The sequence below is a fragment of the Lactobacillus sp. genome (assembly GCF_051893255.1).
Classification (GTDB): Bacteria; Bacillota; Bacilli; order Lactobacillales; family Lactobacillaceae; genus Lactobacillus.
In genome coordinates this window covers 1-11,183 of the sequence record NZ_JBJFHB010000075.1, presented here as the reverse complement: position 1 = coordinate 11,183, position 11,183 = coordinate 1, and the positions used below count along the sequence as shown (strand labels likewise).

The window sequence follows — 11,183 nt, the reverse complement described above, 5'->3', positions numbered from 1 at the left end:
GTAAAAGTAACCAGGAAACCGCCGAAACAATTTTTCAGCGCTATGTCCAAATTGCCGACTACTTTGGCCTAGGTGAAGAGGAACTTGCGGAAATTAGGGAAAAGCTTTTTGCCCTGCCTGAAGGTGCTTATCCTAATAAAAACTACCTGCTGGCCGCCTTCAAGGCCCACGGCGAGCGGCTGAATGCCATGCTGATTTCTAAGATCTTGCAAAAGCGCGGAGTCAAGGCTAGATACGTTGATCCTAAAGATGCGGGTCTCTTGGTGACCGGGACGCCCAACAATGCGGTGGTTAACCCAGAGAGCTACCATTTGATCGCCAACGTGCCGCTTGCGCAAGATGAAATCCTCATCTTCCCTGGCTTTTACGGCTATACGCCTGCTGGCCACATTGCGACCTTTTCACGAGGCGGGTCAGACATTACCGGGGCAATCTTAGCCCGGGCTTTCCACGCTGACATCTATGAAAACTTCACCGATGTCGACGCCATCTTTACGGTGGACCCTCGCGTAGTAGCTGATCCTGAGCCTATCAAGGACATGACCTATCGGGAGATGCGGGAACTGTCTTATGCTGGCTTCTCGGTTTTCCACGATGAAGCCTTGATTCCGGCCATCCAAGGGCAGATCCCGATTAATGTCAAAAATACCCAGCACCCTGAAAAGCGCGGCTCCTTCATTTTACCGGAAAAAGGCTTCACCCCTCAAAGAACCATTACCGGGATCGCCTCTGGCAAGCATTTTGCGGCACTTTATTTACACAAGTACCTGATCAACAAGGAAGTTGGCTTTACCCTGCGGATCTTGCAAATCCTGGCTAAGTACAACCTGTCATATGAGCACATGCCAACCGGGATTGACGACTTGACCATTATTTTTGACAGAGACCACCTAAACGACGCCTTGATCGATGAACTCTGCAACGCCATCCAAGAAGAGATTGACCCAGACAGCCTGGAATGGATCGACGACTACGCCTTGATCATGATCGTCGGCGAAGGGATGCGGCAGCAAGTCGGCGTGATCAGCGGGATCACCCAGGCCATTGCCAGCAACGGGATTTCCGTCCGCATGATCAACCAGGGGGCTAGCGAAATTTCCATCATGCTGGGGACCGCGGCTAAGGATGCCGACAAGACGGTGGCTGCCATTTACGATTACTTTTTTAACAAGGACAAGGAATAAACGATGACTGAATTACTAAAGGTCCACGGCTCACAAAACAGCTTCTTCCTCCTGGATCAAGCCAATTTGGCTGTGCCCTTGACGGACCCTGAAATGCAACAATTAGCACGAACGTTGACCGACCGGGAAACTGGGTTACTTGGCGGAGCGGACGGCTTGCTAGTTACTGACGCCAATCACCCCCAAATGCGGGTGATCAACGCCGATGGGAGCGAAGCCTCCATGTGCGGGAATGGGCTTCGGACCGTAGCCCGCTACCTGTCTGAAAAAACGGGAAAAGACCAGTTCAAGGTAAAGACCATGTACGCCAATTTGGAAGTAAGAAAGGCTGAAAATTTGGCTGAAAACGTACCAGCTTTTGGCGTGGAAATTTCACCGGTTTCATTTAAAAAAGAAAGTTTACCCTTTGATAATCTGGATACAGACCATTTGCTCAACACCGAACTGCCCCAGCTGGTTCCCGGCTGGCGGTTTACCGCACTATCGGTGCCTAACCCCCACTTGATCGTTTTTATCAAGGAAGAAGAGCTGGACAGTCCAAAATTGGGCGAGCTCGGCCAATACCTGAATGGCGACAATCCCTACTTCCCAGACGGGGTCAATGTCAACTACGTGGTGGTCAAGGGCGACAGCCAGATTTTTGTCAAGACCTTTGAGCGCGGGGTGGGCTTTACCAACGCCTGCGGGACGGGGATGTCAGCTAGTTCCCTGGTCTTTGCCCTCTTGAACCCAGATCTTGGCCATTTTGAAAAAGAGATCTCAGTTTACAACCCCGGCGGGATGGTCAAGACCATCTTGCATAAGAATGACGATGGCGCTTACTGGATTGAGCTGGTGGGGAATGCGACTTTTACCCACAAAATCCAGATTCCGGAAGAGCAGCTGCACTCAGCTAAGCTTGATTTTGACCAGATCAAGACCCGCGACACTTATGAACAAGAGAGCTACTTGAACTTCGTGGAGGGACTGAAGAAGTAAGTAAAAGGACGTACCAATGGTACGTCCCTTTTTTATTAACCGATAATGGTCGTGATCTTAAGCTTGTAAAAATTTTACCGTCCGGGTGGCACCATCGCGTCATGATCGCCGTTGACGACCAAAACCGGCTGCCGCCAGGTGGAAAAGTCGGCCCCCGGCTCTTGATCCGCTTAGGGATCAAAGCGACCACTTCCTGGGTAATTTTGCCGGCTATTTACACAAGTTTTTTAGACAGAAAACTAAAAGTCATGACTTCGGAAGTAACTGGTCCATCACATCCAACCACATTTTCATGTCCTCGTGAGGACAAGCTAACCAAAATGTCAAGGTGGGAAATTCTGTCTTTAAGTACTGTATAGCTTGGACGCAACGCTTGAAAAAGAGCAAATTCATGATCTCTGAGTAGCAGTTAAGATCCAGCTCAACAACTAAGTTTGTACATTCCGGCTGAACTTCAACCAAATTCCTCAGTTTCAGCAAACTTTCTGTCTGCAACATTTTTGAAGCAGAAAGCTTCCTTCGACAAACCGGATAATCAAACAGACAGTACACAGAACCTAACTCTAAAACATCAGACATGGTTTCACTGGCCACCAAACGAAGTGGTTTAGCCGGCAGCGGCAGCCGGTCTAAATGTATCGTAAGCAAAGAGTATGACTTCTTCACTGATGCCTCCTAAAAGTCAAAGGCAATGCCGGTATTGCACTTAATCGCCAGATTAGCAAATTCCAGCATCTTCTCATAAACTGGGCGGACCGTATCATTCATCGGCCGCTTCATCCGGTCAAGCAACCACTGACGGAAGCCAACACACTTATCGAGCTCGAAGTAGTCGTAATCCCCCCAGTCAAACATGGCATCGAACTTGTCCCACATCTCGGTCAAAAAGCCATCGTCTTCCAAGGCCTGGGCCGTCTTTTCATCAAAGTAATACTCAGCCGCTGGCTGGCCATCGACATAATGTATTTTGTACGCTTCGTCATACTTTAAAGCACGATCATCTAATGCTACTAACAATCTCATAACGCATCCCTCTTTACAATATCTTAAAAGTCAAAGGCAATCCCGGTATTGCACTTAATCGCCAGATTAGCAAATTCCAGCATCTTCTCATAAACTGGGCGGACCGTATCATTCATCGGCCGCTTCATCCGGTCAAGCAACCACTGACGGAAGCCAACGCACTTGTCAGGCTCAAAGAAGTCATAATCTCCCCAGTCAAACATGGCATCAAACTTATCCCACATCTCAACCAAGAAGCCATCGTCTTCCAAAGCTTGGGCGGTCTTCTCATCAAAGTAATACTCAACCGACGGCTCACCGTCAACAATGTGTATCTTGTATTCGTCATCATACTTTAATGCACGATCATCTAACGCAACTGATAACCACATATTACATTTCCTTCCTCTTTTTAATCACTTGCCATCCTACTTCATATTTTACTCTAGTCATGACTTAGTACACTGCCTTTAAGTATTCCAGCCTTCTTGTCCCAAAGCAGCATTTTTTGTCCCGCCTGCGATATAATATGTTCAGCAAGTAAAGATAAGAGGCGGTACACATGAAGAAGAAAGACATAGTCGATCTAATCAAATATCACGAAGAAGGCAACGATTATGCCTTTACCGAAAAAGCTCAGCAAATCGCCGATGACTTTCGGAAATCAGGAGATGAAGAACTCGGCAACTACATAGATACTTTAGTCGCTAAAGCCAATATTTTTGTGCCGCAAACTTCTTCTCTGACTTTCCTGGAAGAAGTTCCAGCAACTCCAGTTGGCCAGATGCCCTTACCGGAAAAAGTTGCTGACAAGCTTGAATGGATTGTTAATGCGATCTACAACAGTATGGACGTGAACAAGTTTCTTTTTAAAGGCCAGCCAGGTACTGGAAAAAATGCGTCTGCCAAAACAATCGCCAAGATCCTTAACCGCAAATTGCTAAAAGTTGACTGCCAATCCTTAATCAGCGAAAAAACTGGCCAAATTCCAATAAATCTCGCTCAAGCCTTTTATGAGATCAACAATTATCCCCACCCTAAGCAGATAATCGTTCTTTTAGAGGGAATCGATGCAATTGCTTCAGACCAGGACGCTTTTCTAAAAGGACTCGATAGCGTGCTGCCCGGATTTACTATAATTGCCACGTCAAACTCGCTTGAGCCCTTCAAGCTGCCGTTAAGCTTGCATTTTTATTTAATTGTCAATTTCGACCAGTACAGCCAGGAAGACTTGATCGAAGTGGCTGCCGCGATAATGAATAACGTTTACCAAGAGCACCAAGGTCTGGAGAAAAATATCCGGCTGTTCAAGAAGATAATTGCTCTATATGGAGACAGAATCCCCCTCCCCGGTGACTTGAAAAAGATGGTTGAAACTGCCGTAGCCTTCAGCAACATCCAAGCAGATCCGGCTAAATACCTGCAAAATATCTACCAATGCGTAACCGGCCACCCACCAGAACTTCACGATCTGCAAAAAGGAAATTTCACTATCCGGGAGATGGCAATTCTAACCGGCATGTCCAAAAGCACCGTTGGCCGGAAGCTAAGGGACGACTAATTTTTGCAAACAAATAGCTACATTAACTCACTCTGTGTGATGTGAGATAATGTAGCTTTTTCTTCTCTATAATATTTCTTACTGATGAGCATCAAGCCATGCACGCATCGCTATTCCTCTTCCCGCAGCTGGCTCCGCTTGTTGAAGTAATTGCGGTAGGACAGGTAGCCCGCGATCACGGCGCCCAGGCCAGTCGCTGACAAAAGCATGAAAGTGACCATGATCTGGTACTTGATGGCGTAAACTGGGTCCACGCCGGCAAAAATCAACCCGGACATCATCCCCGGCAGGCTGACCAGCCCCACCGTCTTAGCTGAGTCGATCGTCGGCTGCATGGCAGTCTTGATGCTCCGCCGCAGGATGGTCATGCTGGCCGTCTTCACGTCAGCCCCGAGGGCGATTTTTTCCAAAACCTGCTGGCGCTGGTCATGGAAACCCGTGGCTAAAGCCTTATAGCACAGACCCATGGCCACCATCTCATTGCCGGCGATCATCCCCGTAATCGGAATGATCTGCATCGGCTTCAGCTTCACCGTCTGAGTCAGCAGCAGTACGCCCAGGGTGATGTAAGTCCCGATCAAAAGGGCCACGATTGACTGCCAGAGCTGGCGGTTCGGGTTGGGATCCCGCTTATTGGCATTCCAGGCCGCGTTAAAAATGATAAACAAGGTCATCAAGAGGGTCAAAAGGGCATTGTCGACCTGCATGATGAACTTCAAGACGTAGCCGACGATGACCAGCTGGACGATAGCCCGGCCCACGCTATAAAAAATGTCCTTGGTCAAGCCCAGCTTTTCCTTCCAGGAAATCGTCACGGACACCAGAACCAGGGCAAAAGACAAGATTAATGACAGATCGCTGACAGCCATTGCTTTCATTTCAAAACTCCTCCTTTTTCCATGTGCAGGAGCTGCTTGGAAGCGGCCAGCTCCTCTTGGTCGTGGGTCACCTGCACGATCGTGGTCCCCTCCTGGTGCACCCGGGCGATCAGCTGGTGGACGATCTCCTTGCTCTCTTCATCCAGCCCGGTCGTCACCTCGTCCAACAGGAGGACCTCCGGCCGGAAAAGCAGGTTGCGGATCAAAGCCACCCGCTGCTTCTCCCCGCCAGACAAGGTGGTAATCTTTTTATCCAAATAATCAGCTGGCAAATCCACCTGCTTCAAGGCTTCCTGGGCCCGCTTTTCAACAAAGTCCTGCTTGCGGATGGCAAAAGGCAGGGCCAGGTTGTCCTTAACCGTTTCGTCGAACAAGGTTGGCTGCTGGAAGCAGTAGGACACCTGCCGGCGGTACTGGACCAGATCCAGGTTATCAAGATTTTGCCCCTTGTAAAAAATCTCTCCCTTACTAGGCGAGATCAAGCCCGCGATCAGCTTCAAAGTCGTGCTTTTCCCGCTGCCCGACGGCCCGGTCAAGGTGAGGTAGTCCCCCTCCTCCACGGCAAAGGAGACATCTTGCAGGATTTCCTGGTCACCAGCCTGGTAGGCCACCTGCTTGAGTTCAACGAGTGCCATTTTCTTCCTCCTGATTTCTGTAATTTTTATACTGCAGTTACATTATAGTCCAAAAAGGACGAGCCGCTTTTGCTAAACGACTCGTCCTTTTCACTTTTTTTTCAAAACTTGATTAAGACCTTCCCCCGGCTGTGGCCGTGAGCCACGTCTGCCATGGCTTCTTTGACCTGATCCAGGGAATACCGCTTGCCTAAGGCCGGGCGCACCTGGCTCTTAGCCAAGATCTCACTGGCTTGCGCCAGCTGAGAGCCGTTGGCTTCAACGAAGATAAAGTCGTAATGCTGCTGTTTCTTCTTGGCTTGGCGCTCAATTTTAGCCGCTGCCAGCCCAAACAGGATCTGCTTGCTCCAGCCCAGGCCCATTCTTTTGGCAAAAGTCCGGTTGGGCATGGCCCGCAGGGAAACAATCCGGCCGCCCTGCTTCAAAATGCCCAGCTGCTTGAAGACTTCCTCCCCGCCCAAGGTGTCGATTACCAAATCTACATCCTTGACTAGCTTGGTATAGTCTTCCGTCCGGTAGTCAATAAACTGGCTAACGCCCATGTCCAAGAGCGCTGCCTTTCTGGCGGGGGAACCAGTCGTGATCACCTTCAGCCCCCGAGCCACAGCCAGCGGGATGGCCATGGCGCCAAAGCTCCCGCTGCCACCTGAAATGAACAGGGTCTGCCCCGCCTTGGCGTCAAGCAAATCGAAAGCCTGCATGGCCGTCAAAGCCGTCAATGGAACCGCCGCTGCTTCTTCATCAGTCAAGTAGTCTGGCACCTTGGCCACTGCCTGCTCGTTGATGACGATTTCTTCAGCAAAAGCCCCCATGTTGTCCAAAGGCGTCCGGGCGTAGACCCGGTCGCCAGGCTGGAACTTTTGGACAGCAGCGCCGGTCTGCTTGACGATGCCGACGAATTCGTTGCCCAAAGTTTGCGGCAGTTTGTAAGGTACGACCAGCTTCAAGTCCCCGTGAGCCACGAGGTTGTCCAGTGGGTTCACCGCGGCCACCTTGGTTTCAACCAGCAGGTCATGGTCGCCAACCGGCTTGGCAGGTGCCGTGGTCAGCTTGATAATTGGGTTCTTTGCGTCATATTTAATTAGTTGTGCTTCTTGCATTTGTTTCCTCCGCGACTTGCTTGAGCCGGTCAATGACGTCAGCCAGGCTGTCCTTGGCCAGCGCCGCTTTCAGTTGTCTCTCCGCCTCATCCAAGAATGGAAAGACGGCTTGCTTGATGTTTTGGCCAACAGGACAGTCTGGATTGGGATTCTGGTGAATTTGGAAGATCTCCACTTCATCCCCGTTGACTGCTTGGTAAATTTCCAGCAGGGACAGATCCTCCGGCCGCTTCAGCAGCCGCGTCCCCGACTTGCCCCGCTGACTGGCAATAATTCCGCGGTCCTTCAAGAGGGCCATCACCTTGCGGATGTAGCTGGCGTTGGTGCCAACGCTTGCCGCCAGGTCGTCGGAATTCAAGTCCCGCGGGCTGGTAGCCAGCATGACCAAAATGTGGATCGCCACCGTGTATTTCGTGTCTCGCATGCCTGCTCCTTTTGTTAATGTATCTGATACAAACACATTAACAGGAAAGACGGCTGCCTGTCAACTGCCAAGTTTTATTTTTGCGCAAGAAAAAACCGCCACCATGCAGGTGACGGTTTAAATTCTGCTGACTAGAGGATTCGAACCTCCGACCCCTTCATTACTAGTGAAGTGCTCTGCCAACTGAGCTAAGTCAGCAACTCATGTGCCTTAACACAATTATTAATTTGACTACTTTTTCAAACCAGCGCGAGCCTGCTGCTAAATCCTCCTACTTTCTTTCAGTAAAGGATCGGCTTTCATCCAGCAAGGCCAGAACCTGGTCATCTGGCAAATCACCATTAAGCAGGACCGACAGCCAGTTTTGCTTATTCATGTGGTAAGCCGGGAAAAAGCCTGCCTTTTTGAGTAGATCAGGCAGTCGATCCTCTGTCTGCTTCACGTTAAGAACCGTGACTTCCTGCTGGTCACGTTCATCGCCAGTCAGCTTGCCTAAAGGCAAAGTCATCAGCAAGCCGTACCACTTCCGGTTCTTGGGATTGCGGAAAACCGCGTAGTCGGGGAATTTTTTGAAAGGGAAATCTGGCTCATCCCCATATCTGTTCTTGATTTCATCTTGAATCCGATCTGCCTGGGCCTTGACAAAGCACTTGTCGGCAATATCCTGCAAGATTGCCCGGTATTCCGCCTTGACCGCGGCAGAAAAGCTGCCGTTGTCGCTGTCAACGCGGAGCAACAGGTATTCGTCGCCAGTATCAAGATCATGGACCTTGCCGCTAACCTCGCCAACTGATGAAACTCTTATTTTAGCAATGAAATTGGCGCTTTTCAGCGGAACTTCAAGGCAATAGTCATCACCGTTCTGGCTAAAGCCGTAAGCGACTAGCTCGTTAAATTTGCATTGTCTTTTGGCAAAAAGCTCTTCTTCTATAGACATCAAATCATCCCCCTTATCAACTCAGCTTGCATCTAAATCCTCGGACCTTGTAGTAGGAATCCGCTCCATTATGGTAGACAAAAACGCTCCGGCGGCCAGCTGGTGCTTCCTTGGCGCAGTCGACAATCGCCAGGCCGCTGGGGAAGGAAATGACGTCAGGCTCACTTCTGGGTGACGGTCCATGTTGGCCATGAATCTTTCTTTGAGCGTATCCAGTGTTTACATTGATTCCTCCATTAAAAGCGATTGCCATCCGCTGGGAATTACAATCAGTTCTCCTGCAGTTCCGGGTAAGGAATAATCGCTGGCCCGGGCACGGGATGCTCGCCCAGCATCTTTTCCATCCAGACCATGTCGTACCAGCGGTCAAACTTGTAGCCGCACTGGTGAAAGCGGCCCACCAGCTGGTAGCCCAGGTGCTCATGGAAGCGAATGCTGTTGTCATCAAGATAGGGATCTTCACCTATCGGGGCAGCGATGCAGGCATTCAAGTTGAGAAAGCCCTGCTTCTTTAAAACCTTTTCGATTGCCTCGTACAAAAAACCGCCAATGTGCTGATGGCGCTGGCCAAGTTCCACATAGATCGACAATTCCACGCTGTGGGCATAGGCTGCCCGCTCTTTAAAAGGGCCAGCATAGGCATAGCCAACGATCTGGCCGTCTTTCAGGGCAACGAGATAGGGATACCGCTTCAGCGTCCGCGTGATGCGGGCCTGAAACTCCCCAATGCTTGGCACTTCATCTTCAAAAGTGATCGCCGTCTTTTCTACGTAAGGAGCGTAGATCTCAAGCAAACGCTCCGCATCCCCGACTGTTGCTGGTCTTAACTTTAACTTTGCCATAGTTTTCTTTCCAATCAATCGCTTGTCTTGCACGCCACTTGTCAGCAAGTCTATTTTATCATGAATGAGAGCGGACACTATTTTTACTTACCACAGATTAATAACATATGATATCATGTTTATTGGAAGCGCAAACATTATTAGCGATTAGCATTAATTCATGTTAGTAAGGAGAAAAAATCATGACTGAATACAAAGCAACTGCCCACGGTTTCAACTCAGAGATCACGGCCATCGTTGATGTGGTCGATGGCGAAGTCGTCAAGGTCAAGGCTGAAGGTGAAGTCCCAAACACGGTTGGCGCCCTTGGGGTGGATACTTGGCTGGAAGAAGCCAATATGGAGCACTCAGTTGACGTCGATGCCGTCTCTGGTGCTTCAGTTTCAACCGGTGCCTTGCGAAAGGCAGCCCAAATGGCCTATGCGGCAGCAGTTGGCGGGGATGTTGACGCTATCTCCTCGGCCTCTGTTCATAACCGCCCCAACAACTATCCTTTGCTAAAAGAAAAGTTCTACGAAGGTGACCTGGAATTCGATGACGAATATGATGTGATCGTTGTCGGTGCCGGGGGCGCTGGTTTGTCAGCTGCCGCAACTGCCGCGGAAAACGGCGCTAGCGTCTTAGCAATTGAGAAGCAAGGAATTCCTGGCGGGACGACCAGTCTTTCCGGTGGGGTAATGCAGGCTGCCGGGACCAAATACCAGAAGGAATTCACCGATTGCAAAGACGACACGCCAGAGAAGCATGAAGCAGAATATCTGGCTGCTGGCGAAGGCCGCCTGTATGAGCCGCTCGTTCGTGACTTTACCCAAAATGCTGGCCAGAACCTGGAATGGCTGGAAGAGAAAGTTGGCGTCAAGTGGACCAGCGTATACGGTCATACTGAGATTCCTTATTCCAAAGATACTTTTGCGGATCGCATCCATGTCTATGAAGGTGGCGGTGCTGGCGGCAACGGGGTGATCGCTACCCGCAAGCTGTACGAATATGCCTTGGAGCAAGGCGCGGAATTCCAATTTGAGACTGCCGTAGTTGCCTTGGTCCTGAAGGACGAAACTTCCAGTGAGGTCACCGGAGTGATTGCTGAACAAGATGGTGTGCTCTATGCCTTTAAGGCCAACCGCGGGGTAATTCTGTCCACGGCTTCCATTGACCAAAACGTTGAATTAGCTAAAGACCTTAGTCCGCAGCATTATGAAGACGTTAAGCGCCACCTATGCTGGTCAGTTGCTTCTGACAGAGGAGATGGGATCGTGATGGGGATGAATATCGGCGCGGCCGTTACAGGCTTTGGCGGGACGATTGATTTTGACGCCCGCACAGGCAATGGGACTGATGACCGCCTGCCAACCATCCCATCAATTTTCGTGAACGGGCAAGGACTCCGCTTCGTCAATGAAGATGCTACTTACGCTTATGGCTTCCGGGCAATTTTCAACGAAGAGAAGAAATTGGGCAAGCCAACCTTCCAGATTTTTGGCAAGGACTCAATCGCTGCCCCTGCCTCCCCATGGAATGAAGAAAGTCTGGCCAAGGATGTTGCAAGCGGCTTGGTTAAGACTGCCGACAGCTTGGAAGAACTGGCTGAAAAAATTGGCGTTCCCGCGGAAAACCTCGTTAAGAGCGTGGAAACGTGGAACAA

Annotated in this window: 14 protein-coding genes and 1 tRNA gene; 4 read left to right on the top strand and 11 right to left on the bottom strand. The window is 50.1% G+C overall.

The features are described from left to right. Together ACI4WN_RS07005 and dapF are read left to right on the top strand one after the other, a co-directional pair. Positions 1–1,184: aspartate kinase (locus tag ACI4WN_RS07005; RefSeq protein ID WP_439777562.1), on the top strand; the 1,184-nt coding region annotated here is incomplete at its 5' end. Positions 1,185–1,187: 3 nt separating this feature from the next. After that, positions 1,188–2,162 (top strand): diaminopimelate epimerase, encoded by a 975-nt coding sequence (dapF, locus tag ACI4WN_RS07000; protein ID WP_439777561.1) that lies wholly within the window; start codon positions 1,188–1,190, stop codon positions 2,160–2,162. A gap of 246 nt (positions 2,163–2,408) precedes the next feature. Here dapF and ACI4WN_RS06995 read toward each other — a convergent pair whose 3' ends face one another. The 3 genes from ACI4WN_RS06995 to ACI4WN_RS06985 are packed head-to-tail and all read right to left on the bottom strand — an operon-like array spanning position 2,409 to position 3,556. After that, the gene (locus tag ACI4WN_RS06995) at positions 2,409–2,828 is read right to left on the bottom strand and encodes a hypothetical protein (RefSeq protein ID WP_439777560.1); all 420 of its coding nucleotides are present in this window, start codon (positions 2,826–2,828) and stop codon (positions 2,409–2,411) included. 9 nt (positions 2,829–2,837) lie between these two features. Beyond that, positions 2,838–3,185 carry a hypothetical protein gene (locus ACI4WN_RS06990; protein WP_439777559.1) on the bottom strand — a complete coding sequence of 116 codons (348 nt, stop codon included), beginning with the start codon at positions 3,183–3,185 and terminating at the stop codon, positions 2,838–2,840. Positions 3,186–3,208: 23 nt separating this feature from the next. Beyond that, a complete protein-coding gene (locus ACI4WN_RS06985; RefSeq protein ID WP_439777558.1) occupies positions 3,209–3,556 on the bottom strand; it encodes a hypothetical protein in 348 nt (115 codons plus the stop codon). A 170-nt stretch (positions 3,557–3,726) separates the two neighbouring features. Here ACI4WN_RS06985 and ACI4WN_RS06980 point away from each other — a divergent pair, with 170 nt between their 5' ends. Continuing rightward, positions 3,727–4,725, top strand: coding sequence for an AAA family ATPase (locus ACI4WN_RS06980; protein WP_439777557.1), 999 nt, complete (start codon positions 3,727–3,729; stop codon positions 4,723–4,725). A 110-nt stretch (positions 4,726–4,835) separates the two neighbouring features. Here the strand turns inward: ACI4WN_RS06980 and ACI4WN_RS06975 are convergent, their stop codons facing one another. From ACI4WN_RS06975 to ACI4WN_RS06940, 8 genes are all read right to left on the bottom strand, one after another. Further along, positions 4,836–5,603, bottom strand: a complete 768-nt coding sequence (locus ACI4WN_RS06975) for an ABC transporter permease (protein ID WP_439777556.1) — start codon at positions 5,601–5,603, stop codon at positions 4,836–4,838. Continuing rightward, positions 5,600–6,238, bottom strand: coding sequence for an ABC transporter ATP-binding protein (locus ACI4WN_RS06970; protein ID WP_439777555.1), 639 nt, complete (start codon positions 6,236–6,238; stop codon positions 5,600–5,602). Before ACI4WN_RS06970 ends, ACI4WN_RS06975 begins: the two co-directional genes overlap by 4 nt. A 101-nt stretch (positions 6,239–6,339) precedes the next feature. Continuing rightward, positions 6,340–7,338: an NADP-dependent oxidoreductase gene (locus tag ACI4WN_RS06965; protein WP_439777554.1), complete on the bottom strand. Its 999-nt coding sequence runs from the start codon at positions 7,336–7,338 to the stop codon at positions 6,340–6,342. Continuing rightward, positions 7,316–7,762 carry an Rrf2 family transcriptional regulator gene (locus tag ACI4WN_RS06960; RefSeq protein ID WP_439777553.1) on the bottom strand — a complete coding sequence of 149 codons (447 nt, stop codon included), beginning with the start codon at positions 7,760–7,762 and terminating at the stop codon, positions 7,316–7,318. The genes ACI4WN_RS06965 and ACI4WN_RS06960 overlap by 23 nt, the downstream gene beginning before the upstream one ends. 125 nt (positions 7,763–7,887) lie before the next feature. Then, positions 7,888–7,960, bottom strand: a tRNA-Thr gene (locus tag ACI4WN_RS06955). Between the two features lie 73 nt (positions 7,961–8,033). Continuing rightward, the gene (locus ACI4WN_RS06950) at positions 8,034–8,699 is read right to left on the bottom strand and encodes an MmcQ/YjbR family DNA-binding protein (RefSeq protein ID WP_439777552.1); all 666 of its coding nucleotides are present in this window, start codon (positions 8,697–8,699) and stop codon (positions 8,034–8,036) included. A gap of 16 nt (positions 8,700–8,715) precedes the next feature. After that, complete coding sequence (locus ACI4WN_RS06945; protein ID WP_439777551.1) at positions 8,716–8,952, bottom strand: DUF4256 domain-containing protein; 237 nt, start codon at positions 8,950–8,952, stop codon at positions 8,716–8,718. A 16-nt stretch (positions 8,953–8,968) separates the two neighbouring features. Further along, positions 8,969–9,541, bottom strand: a complete 573-nt coding sequence (locus ACI4WN_RS06940; protein WP_439777550.1) for a GNAT family N-acetyltransferase — start codon at positions 9,539–9,541, stop codon at positions 8,969–8,971. A 182-nt stretch (positions 9,542–9,723) separates the two neighbouring features. Between ACI4WN_RS06940 and ACI4WN_RS06935 the strand changes: the two genes are divergently transcribed. After that, positions 9,724–11,183, top strand: a 1,460-nt coding sequence (locus ACI4WN_RS06935) for an FAD-dependent oxidoreductase (RefSeq protein ID WP_439777549.1), incomplete at its 3' end; no start/stop codon positions are given.

Excerpts from the sequence above, each read along its gene's own strand:
- ACI4WN_RS06990 (WP_439777559.1), bottom strand. The coding sequence starts at position 3,185 with ATGAGATTGTTAGTAGCATTAGATGATCGTGCTTTAAAGTATGACGAA.
- ACI4WN_RS06945 (WP_439777551.1), bottom strand. The coding sequence starts at position 8,952 with ATGGCAATCGCTTTTAATGGAGGAATCAATGTAAACACTGGATACGCT.
- ACI4WN_RS06960 (WP_439777553.1), bottom strand. The coding sequence starts at position 7,762 with ATGCGAGACACGAAATACACGGTGGCGATCCACATTTTGGTCATGCTG.
- ACI4WN_RS06940 (WP_439777550.1), bottom strand. The coding sequence starts at position 9,541 with ATGGCAAAGTTAAAGTTAAGACCAGCAACAGTCGGGGATGCGGAGCGT.
- ACI4WN_RS06970 (WP_439777555.1), bottom strand. The coding sequence starts at position 6,238 with ATGGCACTCGTTGAACTCAAGCAGGTGGCCTACCAGGCTGGTGACCAG.
- ACI4WN_RS06980 (WP_439777557.1), top strand. The coding sequence starts at position 3,727 with ATGAAGAAGAAAGACATAGTCGATCTAATCAAATATCACGAAGAAGGC.
- dapF (WP_439777561.1), top strand. The coding sequence starts at position 1,188 with ATGACTGAATTACTAAAGGTCCACGGCTCACAAAACAGCTTCTTCCTC.
- ACI4WN_RS06950 (WP_439777552.1), bottom strand. The coding sequence starts at position 8,699 with ATGTCTATAGAAGAAGAGCTTTTTGCCAAAAGACAATGCAAATTTAAC.
- ACI4WN_RS06975 (WP_439777556.1), bottom strand. The coding sequence starts at position 5,603 with ATGAAAGCAATGGCTGTCAGCGATCTGTCATTAATCTTGTCTTTTGCC.
- ACI4WN_RS06985 (WP_439777558.1), bottom strand. The coding sequence starts at position 3,556 with ATGTGGTTATCAGTTGCGTTAGATGATCGTGCATTAAAGTATGATGAC.
- ACI4WN_RS06965 (WP_439777554.1), bottom strand. The coding sequence starts at position 7,338 with ATGCAAGAAGCACAACTAATTAAATATGACGCAAAGAACCCAATTATC.